This window comes from Halomonas sp. LMYGS-3, from assembly GCF_059509875.1.
Map to the genome: position 1 here is coordinate 153,806 of NZ_JCAKFQ010000007.1, position 25,502 is coordinate 179,307.

Below are 25,502 nucleotides of genomic sequence, written 5' to 3' on the forward strand. Positions count from 1 at the left end.
ATCCCCGCTCAGAGAATCTTGAAGTTGCCACCACCGACGGCATGGCTGACGGCGACCTCTTCCACCACCGGGTCCTGCAGCGACTGCCCGGCATACTGGCCGTGAATGCCCTCGATCCAGGCCTTGGCGCGTTCGGTGAGCTGGAAGTCGTCGTCCATCAGCCGGCCGCGGGTGATCAGGATGCCGAGGTCGGCGCCCTCGTAGCGGAAGTCGCCGGCACCGCTGATGCGCAGGAAGAAGGCCTCCTGCTCGTTCTCGGCGGCGTGGGGGTGGTAACTGTAGTGGTCGTAGGCAACGCTGCCGTCGGCGGCCATCTTCCACACCCCGGTGCGCGGGGCCTGGGTCAGCAGGTCGACGCTCTCGTCGGTGTGCTTGATCACCAGCTGGCTCCAGCTGTCGACGCTGTCGGGGTGCGACCAGCGCTCGTTGATCTCCTCGATGTCCAGCTCGAAGTCGACGTCGGAGAACTCCAGCAGGTGGAAGAGAAACAGTGGGATGTCGGAGTGGGCGAAGGCGGCCACGTTGGTCAGCGAGCTGGCCCCGGTGACACGGGGGTTGAGCTCGCCGAGATAGACCTCGCCGTTGTCCATGTCGATCAGGAAGTCGAGCTCGAAGTAGCCGCGATAGCCCTCCTCGCGCAGCGCCTCGCCGAACTTGAAGGTGTACTCTCGGGCCTTGTCGCGAATCTCCTGGGTGAAGGCGCCGGCGAACATCTCGTTGCCGCACCAGCCCCCCTTGTAGGGGGTCAACGACTTGAAGCCCACCAGCTCGGTCATCAAGGGCCCCACCACGGTGCCGCAGCGGGTGGCACAGGCCTCGATGGCCGAGCCGCGGCAGTTGATGCGCTTCATGATCTTGACCTCGGGCTCGGCCTCGATCTCCTCGGCATGCTTGTAGTAGTCGTCCTCGCTGGCGATGAAGAAGGTGGTATGCCCCGAGTCGCCGAAGGCGGTCTGCACCACCAGGTCGCTGCCAAGCTCCTGGCTCACCTCGCAGAGCTCCCGGTAGCTGCCCACCCTGGCCAGCACGTTGGGCACACTGGGCACGCCGGCCTTGTTGCCGATACGCACCGTCTCGATCTTGTTGTCCATGCGGCTTCGCAAGGCCGCCGGTGGGAAGGCGACCCGGAGACCCAACTGCTTGCACACCTCCTCGGTGTGCTCGTCGAACATCAGGAAGGCGGCCACGCCGGCGTTGTCGCCATCGGCCCGCGACTGGATGAAGTCGATGACCTCCTTGTGCTCGAGCAGGTAGTTGTTGATGTCCTCGATGCTCTCGAAGTCACGCGGAAACTTCTCCCTGGGCACGAAGACGTTGCGCTGCTGGCCGTCGAAGCAGTCGATGTAGTTGATATGACGGAAGGTGCCCACCCAATCGCCGATCCCCAGCAGATTGAAGTTGGTGGCCGAGATGAAGTAGATGGGCTCCTTGTTGTTGCGGAAGTGGCGGCGAACATCGGCAATGCTTGTTATTTTGCTCATCGGGGTCGCTCCATCGGTGGCGGAAACGGACTCGGTGGGGGCCGGCGCCGCATCGCGGGGCTCGGTGCGGAGGTGCTCCTCGTGGCTTTCTCCGACTATAGACGGGCCGAACAGGCGGCGCAGGGCTCGTAGCAAGCGCTCCAGCATGGTGATCTCCTTGTCGACTGCGCCGCCCGGGGCGGTGGATCAGTACTCCTCGACGTCGGCGCGCAGCGGCTTGGCCAGTGGCCCCAGGGTATCGAGGAAGGGGGTCGAGCCGTTCTCGCCGCGGTACACCGAGAAGTCGACACGACGGTCGCGGAAGCTCTTCAATGGCTGGCCGAGGCCGCGCAGCCCGGTCTCGCGCTCGCGACGCACCCGGTTGAGATCGACCTCGATGGGCATGACCTCCTCGCCGGTGCCGGCCTGGTGAATGACGTCGCCGGAGGGGCCGACCACGATGGAGCGGCCGTTGCCGATGGCCCCGGCGCCGTTGATGTCGAAGAAGTAGCACTGGTTGACCGCGGCGTTGGTACGGGCAATGGCCAGCTCGATGTCGCGGTCGATGGTGTCGGTCATGGTGGGATGCAGGATCACCTCGGCGCCCATGGCCGCGAGCGTCCTGGTGGTCTCGGGGAACCACATGTCGTAGCAGATCGACACCCCGAAGCGGCCCACGTTGGGCACGTCGAAGGCGACGAACTCGCTGCCGCTCTCCACCCCGGCCTCGTAGGGACGGAAGGGGAACATCTTGCGGTAGCGGGCCACCACCTGGCCGTGGGGGTTGATCACCGACAGGGTATTGTAGATCCGCTCGTCAACCTGCTCGAACATCGAGCCGGGAATCAGCCAGATCCGGTGCTGCTCGGCGAGCTGGCAGAACATCGCCTCGGCGTTGCTGGGCATCGGTTCGGCGTGATGCGGCGAGGCGCCCATGGGCATCAGCTCGCTGAAGACGACCATCTGCACCTGGGGGAAACGGTTCATCAGAACGTCGACCCGGTGGCGCATGGCCTCGGTGTTGTCGCCGTGATGCAGGGCATACATCTGCACGCCGGCAATGGTGAAGTAGGACATCGTGGTCTCTCTGCGTCAGGCGATCTCGAAATCTTCCAGGGCGCTATCGACTATCCATCCAACATGACCGGCACCATTGGGAGATCAGTGCCGGTGGGATCGCCCGGCAAGGGTGAGCAGCGGCTCACCTCCACGATCAAGCTTAAGCCAGAATTCGCCCTCTTGTAATCAACGCTGTTGTTTCGTTTGTGCGGTCAGGCACGGACGGCCCCGGAAATCGCCGGATTCAGGCGAAGTCGCCGGGGTCGAAGCCGGGGGAAGGACGCTTCACCGTCTTGGTGACGATGTAGGTGAAGTAGCGCTCGATACCGGCATCGCCGGTCAACCAGGCATCGAACAGGCGCTGGTAGGCGTCGATGGTCTCGGCCTCGACCTTGATCAGGTAGTCCACGCCGCCGCCCACCGCCACGCATTCGGTGACCTCGGGGGTGTCGAGGACCAGGGCCTCGAAGCGGGCGAAGCTCTCGGCATTGTGCTGCTTCAGCTCGATCTGCACCCATACCGGCGTGCGCCGGACCAGGGCACTGGGATTGATGCGGGCGCTGTAGCCCTCGATGATGCCGGCCTTCTCCAGCCGCCGGACCCGCTCCCAGCAGGGGCTGACCGAAAGGTTGATCGCCTCGGCCAGCTTCGACTTGGTGATGCGCCCGTCCCGGGAGAGGATCTCGAGAATCTTCAAATCATAGCGATCGAGCTTCATGCGTTGCCTTCTTGACGTGTCCGGGTCAGCCCAGCGAATCGACGACTTCGGCGATCACCGCGATGGTATCCCCCATGTTGACCTGGGCCGGGAAGCGCCGTGCCGCCAGCACCCCGCTGCGCCCGGCGCGATACTCCACCGGCGGGGTGCCGCTGCGGGTCATGTCGTAGACCCGGGCGATCACCTGCCCCTCTTCCACCGCCTCGCCCAGCGCCAGGGTCAGCTCGAGCAGGCCGGAGTGCTCGCTCTGCACATAGCAGCTGGCATCGGGCATGTCGAGGTAGACCTGGGGCTCTGCCGGCAGCTCCAGTTCGCCGGCCGTCAGGCCGAAGTGGATCAGGAAGTTGCGGATACCGCGCTCGGTGATGGCCAGGCTCTCCGGGGTCGAGGTGCCGCCGCCGCCCAGCTCGGTGGCGACGAACACCTTGCCCTCGCTCTCCACCGCGGTGTCGAAAAGCGCCGCGGCGTCGAGCTCGAACATCATCATCGCATAGGGGGCGCCGAAGGCCTTGGCACCCTCGAGCGCCTGGCGCTGCTGCTCGGCGTTCTCCAGCACATGGGAGGCACCGAAGGGGATGATGTCGAGGGTGCGGCCGCCGGAGTGCAGGTCGAGCACCACATCGCACATCGGTACCATCACCCGGGTGAAGTAGTCGGCAATCTTCTCGGTGACCGTGCCGTCGGGGTCGCCGGGAAAGCTGCGGTTGAGGTTGCCGCCATCCATCGGCGAGGTGCGCTTGCCGGCCATCACCGCCGGGGCATTCATCATCGGCACAATGATCACCCGGCCAGTGACGTCCTCGGCCTGCAGCGAGCTCGCGAGCTTGAGCAGCGCGGTGATGCCCTCGTACTCGTCGCCGTGGTTGCCGCCGGTGAGCAGGGCCGTGGGGCCCTCGCCGTTCTTGACCACGGTGACGGGGATCATCACCGCCCCCCAGGCCGACTCGTCGTTGGAGATGGGCAGCTTGAGGAAGCCGTGCTGGACGCCGTCGGCGGCGAAGTCGACGGTGGCGCTAATCGGGCTTGGGCGCAGGGGGCTGGGTCGCTTGCTCATGGTCGTCTCCTCACTTGACGAACAGCTGGCGCGGGAAGTCGGCCAGGGTCTCGGCGCCGGTCTCGGTGATCAGGATGCTCTCGGTGATCTCCAACCCCCACTCCTCCTCCCACAGCCCGGGCATGAAGTGGAAGGTCATCCCCGGCTGCAGGATGGTCTCGTCGGAGGGGCGCAGGCTCATGGTACGCTCGCCCCAGTCCGGCGGGTAGCTGATGCCGATGGGGTAGCCGCAGCGGGCACCGCCGCGGTCGAAGCCGTACTTGTCCATGGCCGCGCCCAGCGCCATGGCGATGTCGGCGGTGCGATTGCCGGGCCTGGCCACCTCCAGGCCGTTCTCGATGCCCTCGAGCAACGCCGACTCGGCACGCACGAACTCCTGGGGCGGCCGGCCGAGGAACACCGTGCGCGACATGGGGGCATGGTAGCGCTTGTAGACCCCGGCGATCTCGAAGAAGGTGCCCTCCCCCTCGCGGAAGGGGGTGTCGTCCCAGGTGAGGTGGGGTGCGGCGGCGTCCTTGCCGGTGGGCAGCATGGGCACGATGGCCGGGTAGTCGCCGCCATAGACCCGGCCAGCCGGATCCGTCCAGCCCTCGATGCCGACCCGGTAGATCTCCGAGACCAGCTTGCTCTTGGGCAGCCCCGGTTCGATCACTTCGAGGATCCGCGAGTGCATGCCCTCGACGATGCGGGCGGCGACGCGCATGTACTCGATCTCCTGGGGCGACTTGATGGCACGGCACCAGTTGACCAGCCCATTGGCATCCAGGAAGCGCGCATGGGGCAGTTCGCGCAGCAGGCTCTGGTAGGCCTTGGCCGAGAAGTAGTAGTTGTCCATCTCCATGCCCACGACCCCCCGGTGCCAGCCACGGTCGGGCAGGATGGTCTGGGCGAGGTAGTCCATGGGGTGCATGTCCGGATTCTGCACATAGTAATCCGGGTAGTAGGTGATGTTGTCCGGATCGATCCAGCAGGTCCGCAGGGCCCCGTTGGCGTCCATGCGCCGGCCGTACCACACCGGTTCACCCTCGAGGCCGACCAGCACGCACTGGTGGACGTAGAACGACCAGCCGTCATAGCCAGTGAGCCAGGCCATGTTGGACGGGTCGCTGACGATCAGCACGTCGATGCCCCGACTGGCCATCTCGGCGCGAACCTTCCACAGGCGGCTTGCATATTCCTCACGAGTGAAAGGCAGGGAAACCTGAATCATGTGGCCACTCGCCATCGCATCACCAAGAACCGGCCACCTTCCACCTGGGAGAAGGTCGGGCCGCAGGGGTAACGGTCACTGGCAACGATTGAAAGATCGTCGTGATTATTGTCATGATTCATTTACATCAAAACCATGACAATTGCCACTCAATGCCGCTAGGCGGATACTAGCACCACTCGTTGGCTGGCGGTCAAAGGCTTTATTGCATCATGACAATTGATCTCACCCCCTATCTGGCCGACACGGGCCCCAAGTACCTGGCCATCGCCCGGGCGCTATCGGAAGCGATCCGCCAGGGCGAGCTCACGCCGGGCACCCGGCTGCCGCCCCATCGCCAGCTCGCCGAATCCCTCGGCGTCAGCGTGCAGACGGTGTCACGCGCCTATGCCCAGGCCGAGAAGATGGGCCTGGTGCAGGCACGGGTCGGCAGCGGGACCTGGATCAACGCCCTGGACGATGCCAAGGAGTCGGCCTACCTGCGCGGTCACGAACCGCGCCACGAGGCCCCCCTGATCGACCTCTCCATCGCCCACCCGGTCTGCCCGCCCGGGCACCACCTGCGTTTCCGCCAGGCGCTCGCCGAGCTGGCCAAAAGCGCCAGCCCCGAGGTGATCACGGCCAACCGGCCGATCGCCGGGCTCCTGCACCAGCGCGAACGCGCCAGCACCTGGCTCGCCACTCGCCTCGGCGTCCCCGGCGAGGTCGACGACCGCATCCTCTGCAACGGCGCTGCCCACGGCCTGATGCTGGCGATCTCCACGGTCGTCCAGCACGGCGACCTGGTACTCACCGAGGCGCTCACCGACCATGGCCTGATCGCCCTGTCGCGCACTCTCGGCTTCCAGCTGCGCGGTGTGACCGTCGACGACCAGGGCGTGATCCCCGAGGCCCTCGACGTCGCCTGTCGTCGCTTCAAGCCCCGCGCCGTCTGCCTGACACCCACTCAGCTCAACCCCACGGGCGCGACCATGGGCGAGGCGCGCCGGGATGCCGTGGCCGAGGTACTCGACCGCCACGGAGTCTGGCTGATCGAGGATGATGTCCATGCCCTGCTGGAAGCGCCGGGGCTGACACCACTCACCGCCCGGCTTCCCCACCTCGGCTTCCATGTCACCAGCCTGACCAAGGTCACGGTGCCGGGGTTGCGGGCCGGCTACCTGACGGTACCCCGGGGCCAGCTGCACCACACCCTGCCGCGGATGCGCGCCACCACCTGGATGGCCACCCCGCTGGTCTTCGAGCTCGCCCACCTGTGGCTGGCGGACGGCGGCGTCGAGGCCCTGGCGGCCGAGCAGCGCGACCTGCTTGGCAAGCGCCAGCGGCTCGCCGCCCGGTTGCTGGATCGCCACCCCTATGTCTCGCGGCCCAGCAGCCTGCACCTGTGGATCACGCTGCCCGGCGCCTGGCGGGCCGAGGAACTCCAGCAGCATGCCGAGCAGGAGGGGCTGGCCATCACCACGGCGGTGCCCTTCATGGTGGAGCAGACCCCGCCGCCGCGGCGCATCCGCGTCAGTCTCGGCGCCGAGCCCGACATCGCCCGCCTCGATGAGGGGCTGACCCGCCTGGCCGGCTTGCTCGACGAGGCGCCACCGCCCATGATGCAGATCGTGTACTGACCCCACCGCGACTCAGCAGAGGGAGCCGACATGCGCGTATTGCTCCATATCGACGACGCCGAGACCTGGCGTGACGCCCTCGCCGAACGCCTGCCGGAGGCCGAGATCGTCACCAGCGACGCCCCCGCCGAGGCGCGTCGGGACATGGACTACCTGGCGGTCTGGAAGCCCCCCGCCGAGCTGCTCCGCGAACAGACCAAGTTGAAGGGCATCGTCAACCTGGGGGCCGGGGTCGATGCCCTGCTGGGCAACCCCGGGCTTCCCGCGGGCATCCCCATCGTCAAGCTGCGCGACGCCGGCATGAGTGATCTGATCGGCGACTACGTGCGCTACGGCGTGCTGCACTTCCAGCGCGACTTCGACCGCTACCGGCGTCAGCAGGCGCGCTCCGAATGGCGTGAACACGCCGTGGTCGACAAGACCGACTGGCCGGTGGGCGTGCTGGGGCTCGGCGCCATCGGCGCCAAGGTGGCGCGCATGATCGCCGCCGACGGCTTCCCGGTGCACGGCTGGAGCCGCTCGCCCAAGACGCTCGACGGTATCACCTGCCACCATGGCGACGACGGTCTCGTCGGGCTGCTCGGCCAGGTCCACACCCTGGTGCTGCTGCTGCCCGACACCCGGGAGACCCGACATCTCATCGACGCCGAGGCCCTGGCGGCCCTGCCCGAGGGGGCCAGCCTGATCAATCCCGGCCGCGGCACCCTGATCGACGAGCAGGCGCTGCTCGCCGCCCTCGGGGAGGGCGAGTCGGAAGGCCGGCTGCGCGGTGCCATCCTCGACGCCTTCCCCACGGAACCCCTGCCGGCCGATAGCCCGCTCTGGTCGCACCCTCGGGTCTGGGTCACGCCCCACATGGCCGGCCCCACCCCGCTAACGACGGCACTCGACCAGGTGGCCGAGACGCTGCGCGCCTTCGAGGCCGGCGAGCCGGTGGAAACCGTGGACCCCGCCGCCGGCTATTGAATCATCACGGCCTCGACCTCATTCCTAGCTACAAGAATGGCGGAACAGGCGATAGGCTGAAGAAGACACCCATCGACCACTCGGGAGGTGCACGATGACGATCCAAGTGGACTATGGCCCCCATGACGTCCTGCTGGTCGTGGACATGCAGAATGACTTCTGCGAGGGCGGCGCCCTGGCGGTGACCGGCGGCTCCGCCCTGGTGCCGGTCATCAACGCCGAGATCGACGCGGCCCAGCGTGCCGGTGCCCTGGTGGTCGCCTCCCGCGACTGGCACCCCGTCGACCACATCAGCTTCGCCCACCGCGGCGGCCCCTGGCCGGTACACTGTGTGCAGGACACCGAGGGCGCGGCCTTCCATCGCGACCTCACCCTCCCCGAGGGCACCATCCGGGTCAGCAAGGCCACGGCCTTCGACCGCGACGCCTACTCCGCCTTCGACGACACCGGGCTCGCCGGCTACCTGAAGGAGAGGGGCGCCGAGCGGGTGATCGTCTGCGGACTGGCGCTCGATGTCTGCGTCAGGGCCACGGTACTCGCGGCCCGCCAGGCCGGCTTCACCACCCTGCTGCTGGAGAACCTGAGCGCGGCGGTGGACGCACAGGCCGTCGAGGGCTGCCGACGCGAATTCGAAGACGCCGGTATCGAGGTCCGTCCATGAGCGAGCCAATCCCCGTGCAGGTCAACGACAGCGATCTGGCCCTGCTCACCGACCTCTACCAACTCACCATGCTCCAGGCCTACTGGAAGGAGCAGATGCACGAGCGGGCCACCTTCAGCCTCTACTTCCGCAAGCTGCCACCGACACGGCGCTTCATGCTCGCCTGCGGCCAGCAGCATGCCGCCGCCCTGGCCAGCCAGCTCCGCTTCACGCCGTCGGCGCTGGAGCAACTGGCCGGCACCGGGAAGTTCGACGACGCCTTCCTCGAGTGGCTCGCCGGCTGGCGCTTCCGCGGCGATATCTGGACCCTGCCCGAGGGCACCCCGGTGTTCCAGAACGAGCCCTTCATGGAGGTCGACGCCCCCATCGCCGAGGCCCAGTTGCTCGAGAGCCTGATCATGAACCTGGTACAGCTCGAGACGGTGCTGGCGTCCAAGACGGTACGCATCGTGATGGCGGCCCGCGACCGCCCGGTGGTCGACTTCGGCTTGCGCCGCATGCACGGGGTCGACGCCGCGGTGCGCGGCGTACGCGCCTACCGCACGGCCGGGCTGGCCGGCACCAGCAACGTGCTCGGCGGCCTGCGCCACCACCTGGCCCTCAACGGCACCATGGCCCACAGCTACATCCTCGCCCACGACGACGAACGCAAGGCCTTTCACGCCTTCGCTCGCCACTATCCCGGCACCACCCTGCTGGTGGACACCCACGACACCCTGGAGGGGGTGCGCAAGGTGATCGAGCTGATGCGCGACGATGCCGAGGTGCGGGTGAGTGCCATCCGGCTCGACTCCGGCGACCTGGGCGAGCTGGCCAAGGGAGCCCGCGCCCTGCTCGACGAGGCCGGTCATCCCGAGGTAAAGATCGTCGCCAGCAGCGGGCTCGACGAGCACAAGATCGACGACCTGCTCGAGGACGACGCCCCCATCGACGCCTTCGGCGTGGGTACCGAGATGGGGGTCTCGGCGGATGCCCCGGTGATCGACCTCTCCTACAAGTTGGTGGAGTACGCCGGCACCCCTCGGGTCAAGCACTCGCCCGGCAAGATCAACCTGCCGGCACGCAAGCAGCTCTATCGTCGCCGAGATGCCGAGGGGCACTATGCGGGCGACGTCATCGCCCTGCGTGACGAGCCGATCGAGGAGGGCGAGCCGCTGCTGGCACCGCTGGTGCGCGCCGGCAGGCTCGATGAAGCGGAAATGGCCCGGGCGGCCGGGGCCCGGGAACGGGTGCGGGACGCCCTCGAGCGCCTGCCTGGCGAAGTGAGGAGCCTGGCACCCGGCAAGAGTGACTACCCGGTGGAGCTCAGCCCGGGGCTGCAGCGCCTGCAGTCGTCGACCTGATCCCCTCCGACCATCGCGCTGGGTGACTCGCCGTCCCGACGTCTCGTCACCCTCATGGCGGACGCCGGGTCCACGACGACGCCCCAGCCTACAGCAGCGCGTTGAACTGGCTGAGCCAGGCCGGATGCGCCGGCCAGGCAGGCGCCGTGACCAGCTTGCCGCTCGACACGGCCTGGTCGACCTCGATCTCGGCATAGTCGCCGCCGGCCAGGCGAACCTCCGGCGCACAGGCCGGGTAGGCCGAGACCCGGCGTCCCTCCAGCGACACCGCCGCCGCCAGCAGCTGGGCACCGTGACAGATCGCGGCGACCGGTTTTTCATGTTCGAAGAAGTGACGAACCATCTCCAGCACCCGCTCGTCGAGGCGCAGGTATTCCGGGGCGCGCCCACCCGGGATCACCAGGCCATCGTAGTCGGCTACCTCGACCTCGGCGAAGGTGGCGTTCAGGGTGAAGTCGTGCCCCGGCTTCTCGGTGTAGGTTTGATCGCCCTCGAAGTCGTGTATCGCCGTGCGGATCCGGTCCCCCTCGCGCTTCTCCGGGCAGACGGCATCGACCTCGTGCCCCATGGCCTGCAACGCCTGGAAGGGCACCATGATCTCGTAGTCCTCGACGAAGTCACCGGCAATCAGCAAGAGTCTGGCCATGAGAGAATCCTCCATGAAGGGCCGCGACGGAACTGTCGTGACCTGCAGCCAGAAGCGTAGCAGCCCGTCGGCCACCCCGCCCGAGCGTCCACGGGGGAACCCGAGGCATGCCTTCGGGTTCACATCCCTGTCATTTCATCGTCCGGTTACGTCAATCCCCGGGGAAGCTCCGTCATGCCACCACTCTCGACCCCACTACGCCTGTTGCTACTGCTGTTACTGCCCCTGACCTCGGCCGTGGCCGAGTCATCCGCGGCGGCCCTCGAGGCGCAGGCAGTGCCCCAGCCCTTCACCGCCAGCTACCGGCTGGAGGTGCCGGGCTGGCCCAATGCCACCATCGAGCACCGGCTGACCCACGAGGGCGGCCACTGGCAGAGCCGCATGCAGGCGGCCATCTCCGTGGCGCGTGGCAGCGAGCGCAGCCGCTTCATCGTCGAGCCGCAGGGCGTGCGCTCGGTGAACTACGCCAGCGGCTACTCGTTGCTGGGCCTCGGTGGCGACTACCGGCTGGCAGGCGATGCACTGGCCGAGCGGCCGGACCGTCAGGCGGCCCTGTTCGAAATGTCCCACCGGACCCTCAACGGCGACTGCCGCGAGGCCTCCTGCCGGCTCGACTACCAGGACCACCGTGGCCGCGAGGAGCAGCTCGACTACCGGGTTCTCGACCGCGAGGCGATCGCCCTGCCCGCCGGTGAGTTCGACGCCGTCCGCGTGGAGGCCACCGATCCGGAAACACCCGATCGGCGGTTGCTGTTCAGCTTCCACCCCGAGCTTCCCGGATTGTTGCTGGCGGTCGAGTACCACCGCGACGGCAAACGCCGAAGCCGGTTGTCGCTGACCGAGCTGTCCCTGTCCGACTGACATTCGCGTCACTGATCACCGATTCGGAAAAAGCCGTTCCCCCGCTCCACGCGATTCACTACAGTAAGCAGCTTTCCGGCCGCCGCCGGCGGCCTTCGCAGAGAAGGGAGTCTCGATGCTGTCCGGCCTGCTGATCGTGCTGTTGCCGCTGGTGCTGGGCTACCTGGTACCGGTGCGCCATGCCGGGGCCATGGCCCTGATCAATCGCGGGGTGAACGCCTCGGTCTACGTGATCCTGCTGCTGATGGGGGTGAGCCTCGCCGGGCTCGAGGACCTCGTCAGCCAGCTCTCGCGCATGGGCGGCCAGGCCCTGCAGCTGTTCGCCGTCATCGGGGTCCTGAACCTGGCGGGCCTGTGGTGGCTCTCCCGGCGGCTCGCCCTGCGCGCGGACCCGTCGCGGGTGGTGCCCGGCGCCCCCACCAGCAAGCTGGCCGCCATGACCGGCTCGCTGTCGCTGGTCGGCGTGGTAGTGCTGGGCATACTGCTGGGCGCGGTCGCCGGCGGCCTGGCGGGCGACACCCTCTTCGCCCGGGCCGAGATCCTCGCCGAGTGGGCGCTCTACGCCCTGCTGGCGCTGATCGGCTGCCAGCTGCGCAACTCCGGCATGCCCCTGCGCCAGATCCTGCTCAATCGCTTCGGCCTGGCCATCGCCACGGTACTCGCCGCCACCTCGCTCGCCGGCGGGCTGCTGGCCGCTCCCCTGCTCGGGCTGAGCTGGAACGAGGGGCTGGCCATGGCCGCCGGCTTCGGCTGGTATTCGCTCTCCGGCATCCTGATCGCCGACCAGCTCGGGCCGCTGCTCGGCGGCGTCGCCTTCTTCAACGACCTGACCCGGGAGCTGCTCGCCTTCGTGCTGATCCCGCTGGTGATCCGCCGCCACGCGGCGCTGGCCATCGGCTATGGCGGCGCCACCTCCATGGACTTCACCCTGCCGGTGATCCAGCAGCACGGCGGCGTGGCCTGCGTGCCCATCGCCGTGGTCAGCGGCTTCATCCTCTCGCTGCTCTCGCCGCCGCTGATTCTCTTCTTCCTGTCGCTGTAGAAACTTCCCCTGCCGCTTTCCAGAGTTCACCCAGCAGCACGGCGGCGTGGCCTGCGTCCCCATCGCCCGAGCACACAAGAAGCCCGCGTCCGAAGGCGCGGGCAAGATCGAAACGGCAAGCCTTGAGTCCGGCAGACTCCCGGCTTAGAACCAGACTTCGGTCTGGACGCCGAAGCTCCACTGGCCGCCGGTGAAGCCGTCTTCGCCGAAGCTGCCGTTGAAGTCGTTCAGCTCCTCGTCCCAGTCGGTGTAGGAAGCGAAGAGGCGAATCTCGGGACGCTGCCAGAAGCCGCCCACCTGGGGCTTGAAGGTGGGGGCGATGGTCAGCTTGCCCCAGTTGCCGCTGACGGCGTTGCCGCCCTCGCCCTGGTCGAGATCCATGTACTGGTAGCTGCCCTCGTACTGCATCTCGAAGTTCTGGGTGATCTCGTTGGCCAGGCGCACGTTGAGAGTCGCCCACTCGAAGCGGTCGCCGGCAGCGAAGCGATCCTTGCTGGTCTCGGCCAGCAGCGCCGGGGCGATGCGCCAGTTGGGGGCCAGGTAGGTGGTGCCGTAGATGCCGAGGCGGGTCGACTGGGCATCCTCGGTCAGATCGCCGTTGCTGCCGAGCCCCTTGACCTCGGCACCCAGGCCCTGGCCGTGCAGCAGCGCCACCTTGAAGTTGCCCTCACCCACGCCGAAGAAACTGTCGCCGTGGTAGGCCACCATGGTGTGCCAGCCGCTGTCGGCCGCGGTCTGGCCAACCCCGATATCGCGCTCGTCGTTGTCGGCGGCGGAGATGCCGTTGACCATCCACTGCCAGTTGCCGAAGTAGTTGTTGGTGGTGAGGATCAGGCTGTCGGTGCTGCTGGTCAGGCCCGGGTCCTCGCGACTGACCTGGAAGTCGCTGAAGCTGCGCCCGTAGAGCGAGAAGTTGGAGCGCCAGTTGTCGGCCAGCTGGACATCGTAGATGCCCGCCCCGGTACCGGCCAGGAAGACGAAGTCGGTGTCGAGCCAGTGGATATCGAAGTTGTCGCGATCGAAGCGCTTGCCCGCCCAGATGGCAGCGTTCTCGAAGGCGCCGGTGAAGGTCGGCAGGTCGCTGAACTCGGCATAGACCTGGCGGACGTTGATGTTGGAGTCGTCGTTCCAGTCGTTACTGGTCGTCGTACCGTCGGCCATCATGAAGTGATAACGCGCCAAGGCACCATTGTCATACCGCATCCGGTAATCGACCTTGGCCTCGGCGTAGGTATCGTCCTCATTCCCCAACCGGCCGACACTGCCACCGAGCGGGCCCGCTGGCGTCACTCCAGGGCCGCCCGGGATGCTCTTGCGGTCCTCGCCGAGCAGCAGCCCGGAGCGCGCATAAGCACCGAACGAGAAGCCCTCCTCCCCGCTCGCCTGTCGCTCGACCCTGGCCAGGCGCTCCTCCACCTCCTCGGCGGAGAGGCGCCCCTCGGCCTGGGCCTCGGCAAGCTCGGCGCGCTGTTCGGCGGCATTGGCCCGCTGCTCGGCGGCGGCGATGCGCGCCTCGAGATCGGCCAGGCGCTGATCGAGATCGGTCGACTGGGCGCCGGCGGTACCGGCCAGGGCGACCCCGGCGGTGGCGATGGCGATGGCGAGCGGTGTCTTGAAGGTGGCTACGTTCATGTTCGTTGTTTCCCCTGTTGTTATGCGTGATGGTGCGCCGGGGGTGGTGACCCTGGCGTCAGGCCCCTGGCCCGGCCGTTCTCGGAGGGACTGTAACGTTTAAGTTCCGAGGCACACTCCTGCGCCATGGCGATGCGAAGAGCACGCCAGAAACTTAATCGTTTAAGAGCATCCACTCAACGCGCACCGAAGAAATTGCGACCAATGTCTAACGCATCGAAGGGAATCGGCGGCGAATCGTCGAGCAGCATCATTATTAGCCTGCTACATAGTTAGCGAGCACTGACATCGCACTAGACAAAAGTCTAGGTTGATGGGGCTCCGGCCGATGGTCTTTACTTAGCGCCACGAACTTAATCGTTTAAGAGCATCTGCCAGCGCCACTGCCTATAACAACTCAATGAATGCCGACGAGGATTCCATGATGTACAAGAAACCACTGATCGCCACTATCGCCCTGGGTGCCGCGACCCTGGCCGGTACCGGCCAGGCCCAGGCGGCCGACCTGACCATCTCCTGCGGCGCCGTGGGCACCGAGCTGACCCTCTGCCAGCAGGGCGTGGCCGCCTGGGAGGAGCAGACCGGCCACAGCGTCGATATCGTCTCCACCCCCAACTCCTCCACCGAGCGGCTGTCGCTCTACCAGCAGATCCTCTCCGCCAACTCCCGGGATATCGACGTCTTCCAGATCGATGTCATCTGGCCGGGTCTGCTGGGCAACCACCTGCTCGATCTCGCCGAGGTGCTGGGCGATGACGCCGCCGAGGGCCACTTCCCGGCCATCGTCGAGAACAACACCGTGGACGGCCGCCTGGTGGCCCTGCCCTGGTTCACCGACGCCGGGGTGCTCTACTACCGCGCCGACCTGCTCGAGAAGTACGGCTTCGAGGCGCCCGAGACCTGGGAGGAGCTCACCGAGATCGCTCGCACCATCCAGGACGCCGAGCGCGAGGCCGGCAACGAGCGCATGCACGGCTTCGTCTTCCAGGGCCGCGCCTACGAGGGGCTGACCTGCAACGCCCTGGAGTGGATCGCCAGCCACGGCGGCGGCACCCTGGTGGAGCCCGACGGCGAGATCAGCATCAACAACGGCCAGGCCGCCGCGGCCCTGGACCTGGCGGCCAGCTGGATCGGCGAGATCACCCCGAACGGCGTGCTCAACTACACCGAGGAGGAGGCCCGTGGCGTCTTCCAGGGCGGCAATGCGGTGTTCATGCGCAACTGGCCCTACGCCTGGGCGCTGGCCCAGAGCGACGGCAGCGAGGTGCGCGGCAAGGTAGGCGTGGTCAAGCTGCCCCACGGCGGTGCTGGCGGCGAAAACCAGGCCGCGGCTTCGGGCGGCGAAAACCAGGCCGCGGCTTCGGGCGGCGAAAACCAGGCCGCGGCTTCGGGCGGCGAAAACCAGAGCCAAAGTGCGGCTACCCTGGGCGGCTGGAACCTGGCGGTCTCCCGCTACAGCGAGAACCCCGAACTGGCCGCCGACCTGGTCGCCTTCCTCACCGGCCTGGATGAGCAGAAGCGCCGCGCCATCGAAGGCGCCTACAACCCCACCCTGGAGGCCCTCTACCAGGACGAGGAGGTGCTCGCGGCGGTGCCCTTCTTCGGCGACCTCTACGACACCTTCGTCAACGCCGTGGCGCGCCCCTCGGCGGTGACCGGCGACGCCTACGGCCGCGTCAGCAACGCCTTCTTCAGCACCACCCACGACGTGCTCTCCGGCAGCAAGAGCGGCGAGCAGGCCGTGGCCGACCTCGAGCGCGACCTGTCGCGCGTCAAGCGCCGCAACTGGTAACCCGGGAGCCTTCCCATGAGCACGACCCTCGACGACAGCGCGCCCGCCGTGGCGCGCCCCCCCTCCGGCCAGTACCGCAGCACCAAGGTCCGCCGCCAGCGCGTCAAGGCCGCCTGGACCTTCCTGGCGCCGATGCTGGTGGCGCTGGCCCTGGTGGCCGGCTGGCCGCTGCTGCGCACCTTCTACTTCAGCTTCACCGATGCCTCCCTCTCCGACCTCAGCGACGTCTTCTTCATCGGCCTGGAGAACTACCTGGTCTACGACAACGGCCAGTGGTACGGCGTGCTCGCCGATCCCATCTGGTGGCGGGCGGTGTGGAACACCTTCTACTTCGCCATCGTCTCGGTGTCGCTGGAGGTGGTGTTCGGCATCATCGTCGCGCTGATCCTCAACGCCGAGTTCAAGGGCCGCACTTTCGTGCGCGCCGCGGTGCTGATCCCCTGGGCCATCCCCACCATCGTCTCGGCGCAGATGTGGGCCTGGATGCTCAACGACCAGTTCGGAATCATCAACGAGATCCTGATGGCGCTCGGCATCATCTCCGACCCCATCGCCTGGACCGCCGACGCCGCCTACTCCATGTGGGCGGTGATCATGGTCGACGTCTGGAAGACCACCCCCTTCGTCGCCCTGCTGGCGTTGGCCGCCCTGCAGATGCTGCCCAAGGACTGCTACGAGGCCGCCGAGGTGGATGGCATCCACCCGGTCAGGGTGTTCTTCAAGGTCACCCTGCCGCTGATCACCCCGGCGCTGATGGTGGCGGTGATCTTCCGCCTGCTCGACGCCCTGCGCGTGTTCGACGTCATCTACGTGCTGACCTCCAACTCCACCAGCACCATGTCGATGTCGATCTACGCCCGCCAGCAGCTGGTGGAGTTCCAGGACGTGGGCTACGGCAGCGCCGCCTCGACCCTGCTGTTCCTGATCATCGCCCTGTCCACCATCGCCTACCTCTACCTGGGCCGACACCGTTTCAACCTGGGAGGTGACGAATGACCTCGCGCCAGTTCAACAAGCTCGCCACCCGTATCGGCTTCTGGGCCCTGGTGGCCTTCGTGGTGGTGATCGCGGTGTTCCCCTTCTATTACGCCGTGATCACCTCCTTCAAGCCGTCCAGCGACCTCTTCCGGGTCGAGCTGTGGCCCAGCACCTGGAGCCTGGCCAACTATGTCCAGGTATTCACCCAGCGCAGCTTCATCCAGGCGATCTTCAACTCCATCCTGATCGCCACCAGCGTGGTGTTCATCGCCCTGCTGCTCGGCATCACCGCCTCCTACGCCCTGGGCCGGGTACGCTTCCGCGGTCGCTCTACGGTGCTGCTGGTGATCCTCGGCGTGTCGATGTTTCCCCAGGTGGCGGTGCTCTCCGGGCTGTTCGAGGTGATCCGCGCGCTCAACCTCTACAACAACCCGGGCGGCCTGATCCTCAGCTACACCATCTTCACCCTGCCCTTCACCGTCTGGGTGCTGACCACCTTCATGAAACAGCTGCCCATGGAGCTGGAGGAGGCGGCGATCATGGACGGCGCCACCCCCTGGATCACCATCACCAAGGTGTTCCTGCCGCTGATGTGGCCGGCCATGGCGACCACCGGGCTCTTGGCCTTCATCGCCGCCTGGAACGAGTTCCTGTTCGCCCTGACCTTCACCCTCACCGACAGCCAGCGCACCGTGCCGGTGGCCATCGCCCTGCTCTCCGGCGGCAGCGCCTACGAGCTGCCCTGGGGGCCGATCATGGCCGCCTCGGTGATCGTGACCGTGCCCCTGGTGATCCTGGTGATCATCTTCCAGCGGCGCATCGTCTCGGGGCTTACCGCCGGTGCGGTCAAGGGGTAATCACCTTATGTCTCTCAAGGATCCCAAGATGCAGGACAACACCCTCTGGTGGCGCGGCGGCGTCATCTACCAGATCTACCCGCGCAGCTTCATGGATGCCAACGGCGACGGCATCGGCGACCTCAAGGGGATCACCGAGAAGCTGGAGTACGTGGCGAGCCTCGGCGTCGACGGCATCTGGCTGTCGCCCTTCTTCACCTCGCCGATGCTAGACTTCGGCTACGACGTCAGCGACTACCGCGATGTCGACCCGATGTTCGGCACCCTGGACGACTTCAAGGCGCTGCTCGCGAAGGCCCATGCGCTGGGCCTCAAGGTGATGATCGACCAGGTGATCAGTCACACCTCGGATCAGCATCCCTGGTTCCAGGAGAGCCGCACCGATCGCACCAACCCCAGGGCCGACTGGTACGTCTGGGCCGATCCCAAGCCGGACGGCACGCCGCCCAACAACTGGCTGTCGATCTTCGGCGGCTCGGCCTGGACCTTCGACTCCCGACGGCGCCAGTACTACCTGCACAACTTCCTGACCAGCCAGCCGGACCTCAATTTCCATCACCCGGAGGTGCGTCAGGCGCAGCTCGACAATATGCGCTTCTGGCTGGAGCTCGGCGTCGACGGCTTCCGCCTGGATACCGTCAACTTCTACTTCCACGACGCCGAGCTGCGCGACAACCCGCCGGTGCCGGCGGGCGAAGCCAAGACCCTGGGCGCCCCGGACGCCAACCCCTACACCTGGCAGCGCCACGTCTTTGATCTGAGCCGCCCGGAGAACCTCGACTTCCTGCGCGACCTGCGCGCCCTGATGGACGAGTTCCCCGGCACCACCACGGTGGGCGAGATCGGCGACGACAATCCGCTCGAGCGCATGGCCGAATACACCGCCGGCGGCGACAAGCTGCACATGGCCTACACCTTCGACCTGCTCAACGCGCCCCACTCGGCGGCCTATCTCCGCGAGGTTGTCGAGCGCTTCCAGCGCCTGGCCGGCGACGCCTGGCCCTGCTGGGCGCTCTCCAATCACGACGTGGTGAGAAGCGCGACCCGCTGGGGCGTGGACGAGGACCCCATCGCCTATCCCAAGGTGGCCCTCGCCCTGCTCTTCTCCCTGCGCGGCAGCGTCTGCCTCTACCAGGGCGAGGAGCTGGGCCTGCCCGAGGCCGAGGTGCCCTACGAGCGCATCCAGGACCCCTACGGCAAGGTGCTGTGGCCGGAGTTCAAGGGTCGCGACGGCTGTCGTACCCCCATGCCCTGGGAGCATGACGAGACTGGCGGCTTCACCGCCGCGGGCATGGAGCCCTGGCTGCCGGTGGAGGCGCGCCAGCTGCCGCTGGCCGTCGCCGAGCAGCAGGACGACCCGGACTCGGTGCTCAACGCCACCCGCCGCCAGCTCGCCTTTCGCACCACCCATCCGGCACTGGTCGATGGCGACCTCGCCCTGGTGGAGGTCGGCGAGGCACTGCTCGGCTTCGTCCGCCAGAAGGGCGAGGAGAAGGTTCTCTGCGTCTTCAACCTCACCGGCCAGGCCCGGGAGACCCGGCTGCCCCTGGCGGTACAGGCCCCCCTCGAAGGGCACGGCTTCACCCACGAGCGCGATGGCGAGACCCTGCGCCTGCCGCCCTATCAGGCCGCCTGGTTCGCCCTCTGAGCCACACTGACAACAACAGGCCGGCCCGCGGCGAGACCATTCATCACCAAGCCACCACCGGGCCGGCAAGGAGACACCCCATGGCAAGCGTCACCCTCGACAAGGTCAACAAGGTCTTCGGCAGCACCCATATCATCAAGGACGTCGATCTCGACATCGGCGCCGGCGAATTCGTGGTCTTCGTCGGCCCCTCCGGCTGCGGCAAGTCCACCCTGCTGCGGCTGATCGCCGGGCTCGAGTCGATCAGCGACGGCGAGCTCTCCATCGGCGACACCGTGGTCAACGAACTGCCGCCCCGGGAGCGCGGCGTCGGCATGGTCTTCCAGTCCTACGCCCTCTACCCCCACATGACGGTCTACGAGAACATGGCCTTCGGCCTCAAGCTGGCCAAGGCCAGCAAGGAGACCGTCGACGAGCGGGTCATGGCCACCGCGCGGATCCTGCAGCTCGAGGAGCTGCTGCACCGCAAGCCCAAGGCGCTCTCCGGCGGTCAGCGCCAGCGCGTGGCCATGGGTCGCGCCATGGCCCGGGAGCCGCGCATCCTGCTGTTCGACGAGCCGCTCTCCAACCTGGATGCCTCCCTGCGCGTGCAGATGCGCAACGAGATCGCCCGCCTCCACCAGCGCCTCGAATCCACCATGATCTACGTTACCCACGACCAGGTGGAGGCCATGACGCTGGCCGACAAGATCGTGGTGCTCAACGCCGGGCGGGTCGAGCAGGTGGGCACGCCCCATGAGCTCTACCAGCGTCCGGCCACCAAGTTCGTGGCGGGCTTTATCGGCTCGCCCACCATGAACTTCCTGCCGGCCTCCCTGGTGGCCGGCGACCAGCGCGGCTGCCGGGTGCGCACCGCCGGGATCGGCGAGCTGGTCCTGCCCCAGGACACCGCCCAGCACGCCGCCGGCGAGGCGCTGACCCTGGGCGTGCGCCCCGAGCACCTGCGCCTGGCCGAGGCCAGCGGCGACAACGCCTTCGAGATCGTCAACGTCGAGTACCTGGGCAACGAGGTCTACGTCTACCTGGAGCCCAGAGACGGCGAGACCCTGCTGATCCACCGCAGCGAGGCACCGAGCCCCTGGCGGGTCGGCCAGCGGGTGGCGCTCACGCCAGATCCCGAGCACGTCCACCTGTTCGATGGCCAGGACCGGGCACTGGGCGTCGTCCCGGCCCGGGCCGTGGCCTGATGGCATTGTTGGATACCGCTCGGGAGACAGCCATGACGACACGACAGCTCGGTGGCGATCCGGACTGGTGGCGCGGCGCGGTGATCTACCAGGTCTATCCGCGCAGTTTTCAGGACAGCCGCGGCGACGGCATCGGCGACCTCCAGGGGGTGATCGACCGGCTCGACTACATCGCCTCGCTGGGCGTCGATGCCATCTGGCTGTCGCCCTTCTTCACCTCGCCGATGAAGGATTTCGGCTACGACGTCAGCGACTACCGCGGCGTCGACCCGACCTTCGGCACCCTCGACGACTTCGACCGCCTGGTGGCGGCCGCCCATGCCCGCGGCCTGCGGGTGACCATCGACCAGGTGCTCTCCCACTCCTCGGACCAGCACCCCTGGTTCGCCGAGAGCCGGTCGAGCCGCGACAATGCCCGCGCCGACTGGTATGTCTGGGCCGATGCCCGTCCCGACGGCTCGCCGCCCACCAACTGGCAGGCGATCTTCGGCGGCTCCGCCTGGCAGTGGGACACCCGCCGCTGCCAGTACTACCTGCACAACTTCCTGGTAGAGCAGCCGGACCTCAACTTCCGCAACCCCGAGGTGGTCGAGGCGATCCTCGGCGAGGTGCGCTTCTGGCTGGAGCGCGGCGTCGACGGCTTTCGCCTGGATGCGGTCAACTTCTGCACCCATGGCGAGTTGAAGGACAATCCGCCCCGGGAGGAGATCGTCGAGGGCTTTATCGGGGTACGCCCCGACAACCCCTACGCCTTCCAGCGGCACCTCTACGACAAGACCCAGCCGGAGAACCTGGCCTTCCTGGAAAAGCTGCGCGCCCTGCTCGACGAGTACCCCGGCACCACCACCATCGGCGAGGTGGGCGACGACGACTCGCTGGGCGTGATGGCCGAGTACACCCAGGGCGGCAACCGCCTGCACATGGCCTACTCCTTCAACCTCCTCACCGACAAGGCCGCCCCCGCCGACCTGCTGGCGCCCCTGACCGAGATGGAGGCGCGCATCGGCGACGGCTGGCCCTGCTGGGCGGTGGGCAACCACGATATCACCCGCATCGCCACGCGCTGGAACGCCGCCGGCGATATGGCGAAGCTGCGCCTCTACCTGACCTTCCTGCTCACCCAGCGCGGCAGCGTCTGCCTCTACCAGGGTGAGGAACTGGGCCTGACCGAAGCCGAGCTCGCCTTCGAGCAGTTGGTCGATCCCGCCGGCATCACCTTCTGGCCCAGCTACAAGGGCCGCGATGGCTGCCGCACCCCCATGCCCTGGGTGGCCGATGCGCCCCATGGCGGCTTCTCCACGGCAGCACCATGGCTGCCGGTGCCCGAGGCGCACCTGGGCCTGGCGGTGGATCGACAGGAGCGCGATCCCGACTCGCTGCTCCATGCCACTCGGGACTTCCTGGCCTTCCGCCGCCGCCAGCCGGCCCTGGTCAAGGGCGAGATCCGCTACCACCCGCTGCAAGACGACGTCATCCGCCTCGAGCGGCAGTATGGCGGCGACCGGCTGCTGGTGGCACTGAACTTCGCCGACGAACCCCGCCGGCTCGCGGCGCCCACCGAGGCCGAGGGACTTCCCGAGGCCCCGGCCTGGATCAACGGCCGCTGGGTCGAGGGTCGGCTCGAACTGCCCGCCTATGGTATCGCCATCGCCCGCTGCCCGATCGAGACACCCCATCAATAACCACAACCAGAGGACCCCACTCCATGCCCTCCTTCTCTCGCACTCCCATCGCCCGTCAGGTCCTGCTGGCCTCCCTGCTGGCCGGCGGCCTGGCGCTGACCGCCGCCCAGGCGCAGGCGGCCACCATCACCATCGCCTGCGGCGACGGTGGCGCCGCCGACTTCTGCCCGGTGCTCGCCGAGCAGTGGGCCGAGGAGACCGGCCATGAGGTGGCGGTGGTCACCACGCCCCAGTCGGCCACCGAGAAGCTCTCCCTCTATCAGCAGCTGCTCGGCAGCCAGTCCGGCGACATCGACGTGCTGATGATCGACACCGTCTGGCCCGGCCTGCTCGCCCCCCATCTGGTGGATCTCGCCGAGCACCTGCCCGAGGACGCCACCGCGGGCTTCTTCCCGGCGATGATCGACAACAACACCGTGGACGGCCGCCTGCTGGCGCTGCCCTGGTTCACCGACGCCGGCCTGCTCTACTACCGCCGCGACCTGCTGGAGCAGTACGGCCATGAGGTGCCAGAGACCTGGGAGGCGCTGACCGAGATCGCCCGGGAGATCCAGAACGCCGAGCGCGAGGCGGGCAACGAGCGCATGCACGGCTTCGTCTTCCAGGGCCGCGCCTACGAGGGTCTGACCACCAACGCCCTGGAGTGGATCGCCAGCTACGGCGGCGGCACCATCGTCGACGACGAGGGCAAGGTCACCGTCAACAACCCCCGCGCCGCCGAGGCGCTGACCCTGGCCGCCACCTGGATTGGCGACATCGCGCCGCGCGGTGTGCGCAACTACATGGAGGAGGAGGCCCGCGGGGTCTTCCAGTCCGGCAACGCCGTGTTCATGCGCAACTGGCCCTATGTCTGGGCCCTGGGCCAGGCCGACGGCACCGCCATCCAGGGCAAGTTCGGCGCCGCGCCGCTGCCGCGCGGCCCCGAGGGAGAATCGGTCGCTACGCTCGGCGGCTGGAGCTGGGCGGTATCGCGCTACTCCGAGAATCCGGACGTGGCCGCCGACCTGGTGGCCTACCTGACCGGCGAGGCCCAGCAGAAGGCCCATGCCATCCAGTTCGGCATGAACCCCACCCGCGAGACGCTCTATCGGGACGAGGAGGTGCTCCAGGCCCAGCCCTTCATCGGCGAGCTCTACGATACCCTGGTGGGCGGCGTGCCGCGTCCGGCCAACGTCACCGGCGAGCACTACCCGCGGGTCTCCAACGCCTTCTTCAATCGCGTCCACGACGTGCTCTCCGGCAACATCTCCGCCGAGCAGGGCCTGGAGCAGCTGGAGCGCGAGCTCAGCCGCATGAGCCGGCGTGGCTGGTAATTCATCCGTACACCTTCTCCTCACCATTATCCCAACGCCGGGAGGGCCAACCAGCCCTCCCGAGCGCAGGAGACCTCGATGACACTGTCGCAGCAACGCCGCGAAGCAGACACCGACTGGTGGCGCGGCGCCACCCTCTACCAGATCTACCCGCGCAGCTTCATGGACGCCAACGGTGACGGCATCGGCGATCTCAAGGGCATCACCGCACGGCTCGACCATGTAGCGAGCCTGAATGTCGATGCCATCTGGCTGTCGCCCTTCTTCACCTCGCCGATGAAGGACTTCGGCTACGACGTCGCCGACTACTGCGACGTCGACCCGATGTTCGGCACCCTCGACGACTTCCGTACGCTGGTCGACCGCGCCCATGAGCTCGGGCTGCGCGTGATCATCGACCAGGTGCTGTCGCACAGCTCCGACCAGCATGCCTGGTTCCAGGAGAGCCGCCAGGATCGCACCAATCCCAGGGCCGACTGGTACGTCTGGGCCGACCCCAGGCCCGACGGCACGCCGCCCAACAACTGGATGGCCGCCTTCAGCGGCCGCGCCTGGACCTTCGATGCGCGGCGCCGCCAGTACTACCTGCACAACTTCCTGCCCAGCCAGCCGGACCTCAACTTCCACCACCCCGAGGTACAGCAGGCCCAGCTCGACAACCTGCGCTTCTGGCTGGAGCTCGGCGTCGACGGCTTCCGCTTCGACGTGGTCAACTACTACTTCCACGACCCGGCCCTTACCGACAACCCGCCGATGCCTCGCGAGCGAGTCCAGCCCGGCAATCCCCAGAGCTATCAGTTCCAGCGCCACAATATCGAGCAGCCCGAGAACCTGCCCTACCTCGAGCGCATCCGCGCTCTGCTCGACGAATTCCCGGGGTCCACCACGGTGGGCGAGATCGCCGGCAACGACCAGTTGCCGACCATGGCCGCCTACACCCAGGGTGAGTCGCGATTGCACATGGCCTACACCTTCGACCTGCTGGGCAGCACCGGCAATGCCGAGGAACTGTATGGGGTGCTCGCCCGCTTCCGTGAGCTGGGCAAGGACGCCTGGCCCTGCTGGGCGCTGTCCAACCACGATGTCGTGCGCAGCGCCACCAGCTGGGGCGAGGAGCGCGCCCTGCTGGCGCTGACCGTGCTCTGCTCGCTGCGCGGCAGCCTGTGTCTCTACCAGGGCGAGGAGCTGGGCCTGCCCGAGGCCGAGCTGGCCTATGAGGACCTGCAGGATCCCTTCGGCATCAACCTCTGGCCCGAGGTCAAGGGCCGCGACGGCTGCCGCACGCCGATGGTCTGGACGGACGGCCCGAAGGGCGGCTTCTGTTCCGAGGGCGTCGCCCCCTGGCTGCCGGTTTATTCCCGGCATCGCCCCCTGGCCGTGGCCCGTCAGGAGGCCGATTCCGGCAGCCTACTGGCCCAGGTGCGCCGGCTGCTGCAGCTGCGCGGCACCAGTGAGGTGCTGCGCCGGGGTGAGCAGACCCTGATCGATCCCGCCTCCCTGCCCGACGACGTTTTCGGCGTGCTGCGTCATGACGGCGATCAGCGCCTGCTGTGCCTGGCCCATCTGGGCCGGAAAGGTAGCGTGGCGGCACGGCTGCGGCTCGACGCCCTGGCACCCGGCGCCAACGGCTGGTCGAGCACTCCCCTGCCCGGCATGACCGCGCCACAGCTGGAGGGACGCGAGCTCAGCCTCGAGCCCGGCCAGGCCACCTGGCTGGCCATTACCTGAGCCACCCGCGGTCGGCGGCGGCCCCGGCGCCGTCCGACCGCACTGG

Annotated in this window: 21 protein-coding genes; 14 read left to right on the forward strand and 7 right to left on the reverse strand. The window is 67.6% G+C overall.

Annotation, left to right across the window (positions count from 1 at the left end; translation table 11 throughout):
* Window positions 1-8 precede the first annotated feature (8 nt).
* From AC5W54_RS09105 to doeA, 5 genes are all read right to left on the reverse strand, one after another.
* Window positions 9-1,481 carry a biotin carboxylase gene (locus AC5W54_RS09105; protein ID WP_495961760.1) on the reverse strand — a complete coding sequence of 491 codons (1,473 nt, stop codon included), beginning with the start codon at window positions 1,479-1,481 and terminating at the stop codon, window positions 9-11.
* Window positions 1,482-1,667: 186 nt separating this feature from the next.
* Entirely contained in the window at window positions 1,668-2,537 is an 870-nt protein-coding gene (locus AC5W54_RS09110) for a carbon-nitrogen hydrolase family protein (RefSeq protein WP_495961761.1), read from the reverse strand.
* A gap of 226 nt (window positions 2,538-2,763) precedes the next feature.
* Entirely contained in the window at window positions 2,764-3,237 is a 474-nt protein-coding gene (locus tag AC5W54_RS09115) for an Lrp/AsnC family transcriptional regulator (protein ID WP_495961762.1), read from the reverse strand.
* Window positions 3,238-3,262: 25 nt separating this feature from the next.
* A complete protein-coding gene (gene doeB / locus AC5W54_RS09120) occupies window positions 3,263-4,291 on the reverse strand; it encodes a N(2)-acetyl-L-2,4-diaminobutanoate deacetylase DoeB (protein ID WP_495961763.1) in 1,029 nt (342 codons plus the stop codon).
* Window positions 4,292-4,301: 10 nt separating this feature from the next.
* Entirely contained in the window at window positions 4,302-5,501 is a 1,200-nt protein-coding gene (gene doeA, locus AC5W54_RS09125; protein ID WP_495961764.1) for an ectoine hydrolase DoeA, read from the reverse strand.
* A gap of 212 nt (window positions 5,502-5,713) precedes the next feature.
* Between doeA and ehuR the strand changes: the two genes are divergently transcribed.
* The 4 genes from ehuR (at window position 5,714) to AC5W54_RS09145 (ending at window position 10,090) form a co-directional block, all read left to right on the forward strand.
* Window positions 5,714-7,120, forward strand: coding sequence for a MocR-like ectoine utilization transcription factor EhuR (gene ehuR, locus AC5W54_RS09130; RefSeq protein ID WP_495961765.1), 1,407 nt, complete (start codon window positions 5,714-5,716; stop codon window positions 7,118-7,120).
* A gap of 30 nt (window positions 7,121-7,150) precedes the next feature.
* Entirely contained in the window at window positions 7,151-8,086 is a 936-nt protein-coding gene (locus AC5W54_RS09135) for a 2-hydroxyacid dehydrogenase (RefSeq protein WP_495961766.1), read from the forward strand.
* A gap of 94 nt (window positions 8,087-8,180) precedes the next feature.
* On the forward strand, window positions 8,181-8,747 hold the full coding sequence (locus tag AC5W54_RS09140; RefSeq protein WP_495961767.1) for a nicotinamidase: 567 nt from the start codon (window positions 8,181-8,183) through the stop codon (window positions 8,745-8,747).
* Window positions 8,744-10,090, forward strand: coding sequence for a nicotinate phosphoribosyltransferase (locus AC5W54_RS09145; protein ID WP_495961768.1), 1,347 nt, complete (start codon window positions 8,744-8,746; stop codon window positions 10,088-10,090). The genes AC5W54_RS09140 and AC5W54_RS09145 overlap by 4 nt, the downstream gene beginning before the upstream one ends.
* A gap of 88 nt (window positions 10,091-10,178) precedes the next feature.
* Here the strand turns inward: AC5W54_RS09145 and AC5W54_RS09150 are convergent, their stop codons facing one another.
* Complete coding sequence (locus AC5W54_RS09150; RefSeq protein ID WP_102628251.1) at window positions 10,179-10,736, reverse strand: DJ-1/PfpI family protein; 558 nt, start codon at window positions 10,734-10,736, stop codon at window positions 10,179-10,181.
* A 174-nt stretch (window positions 10,737-10,910) separates the two neighbouring features.
* On the opposite strand from AC5W54_RS09150, the gene AC5W54_RS09155 reads away from it, so the two are divergent.
* Complete coding sequence (locus tag AC5W54_RS09155; RefSeq protein WP_495961769.1) at window positions 10,911-11,597, forward strand: hypothetical protein; 687 nt, start codon at window positions 10,911-10,913, stop codon at window positions 11,595-11,597.
* A gap of 115 nt (window positions 11,598-11,712) precedes the next feature.
* Window positions 11,713-12,639 carry a LysO family transporter gene (locus tag AC5W54_RS09160; RefSeq protein ID WP_495961770.1) on the forward strand — a complete coding sequence of 309 codons (927 nt, stop codon included), beginning with the start codon at window positions 11,713-11,715 and terminating at the stop codon, window positions 12,637-12,639.
* Between the two features lie 144 nt (window positions 12,640-12,783).
* Here AC5W54_RS09160 and AC5W54_RS09165 read toward each other — a convergent pair whose 3' ends face one another.
* Entirely contained in the window at window positions 12,784-14,271 is a 1,488-nt protein-coding gene (locus tag AC5W54_RS09165) for a carbohydrate porin (RefSeq protein WP_495961771.1), read from the reverse strand.
* Between the two features lie 424 nt (window positions 14,272-14,695).
* Here AC5W54_RS09165 and AC5W54_RS09170 point away from each other — a divergent pair, with 424 nt between their 5' ends.
* The 8 genes from AC5W54_RS09170 (at window position 14,696) to AC5W54_RS09205 (ending at window position 25,456) form a co-directional block, all read left to right on the forward strand.
* Complete coding sequence (locus tag AC5W54_RS09170) at window positions 14,696-16,063, forward strand: ABC transporter substrate-binding protein (protein ID WP_495961812.1); 1,368 nt, start codon at window positions 14,696-14,698, stop codon at window positions 16,061-16,063.
* 15 nt (window positions 16,064-16,078) lie between these two features.
* On the forward strand, window positions 16,079-17,059 hold the full coding sequence (locus AC5W54_RS09175) for a carbohydrate ABC transporter permease (RefSeq protein ID WP_495961772.1): 981 nt from the start codon (window positions 16,079-16,081) through the stop codon (window positions 17,057-17,059).
* Window positions 17,056-17,898, forward strand: coding sequence for a carbohydrate ABC transporter permease (locus AC5W54_RS09180; protein ID WP_495961773.1), 843 nt, complete (start codon window positions 17,056-17,058; stop codon window positions 17,896-17,898). The genes AC5W54_RS09175 and AC5W54_RS09180 overlap by 4 nt, the downstream gene beginning before the upstream one ends.
* A 28-nt stretch (window positions 17,899-17,926) precedes the next feature.
* Window positions 17,927-19,546, forward strand: coding sequence for an alpha-glucosidase family protein (locus tag AC5W54_RS09185; protein ID WP_495961774.1), 1,620 nt, complete (start codon window positions 17,927-17,929; stop codon window positions 19,544-19,546).
* Window positions 19,547-19,626: 80 nt separating this feature from the next.
* On the forward strand, window positions 19,627-20,733 hold the full coding sequence (locus tag AC5W54_RS09190) for an ABC transporter ATP-binding protein (RefSeq protein ID WP_495961775.1): 1,107 nt from the start codon (window positions 19,627-19,629) through the stop codon (window positions 20,731-20,733).
* 32 nt (window positions 20,734-20,765) lie between these two features.
* The gene (locus AC5W54_RS09195; RefSeq protein WP_495961776.1) at window positions 20,766-22,415 is read left to right on the forward strand and encodes an alpha-amylase family glycosyl hydrolase; all 1,650 of its coding nucleotides are present in this window, start codon (window positions 20,766-20,768) and stop codon (window positions 22,413-22,415) included.
* A gap of 23 nt (window positions 22,416-22,438) precedes the next feature.
* On the forward strand, window positions 22,439-23,728 hold the full coding sequence (locus AC5W54_RS09200) for an ABC transporter substrate-binding protein (protein WP_495961777.1): 1,290 nt from the start codon (window positions 22,439-22,441) through the stop codon (window positions 23,726-23,728).
* 78 nt (window positions 23,729-23,806) lie between these two features.
* Window positions 23,807-25,456 (forward strand): alpha-amylase family glycosyl hydrolase, encoded by a 1,650-nt coding sequence (locus AC5W54_RS09205; RefSeq protein ID WP_495961778.1) that lies wholly within the window; start codon window positions 23,807-23,809, stop codon window positions 25,454-25,456.
* Window positions 25,457-25,502 lie beyond the last annotated feature (46 nt).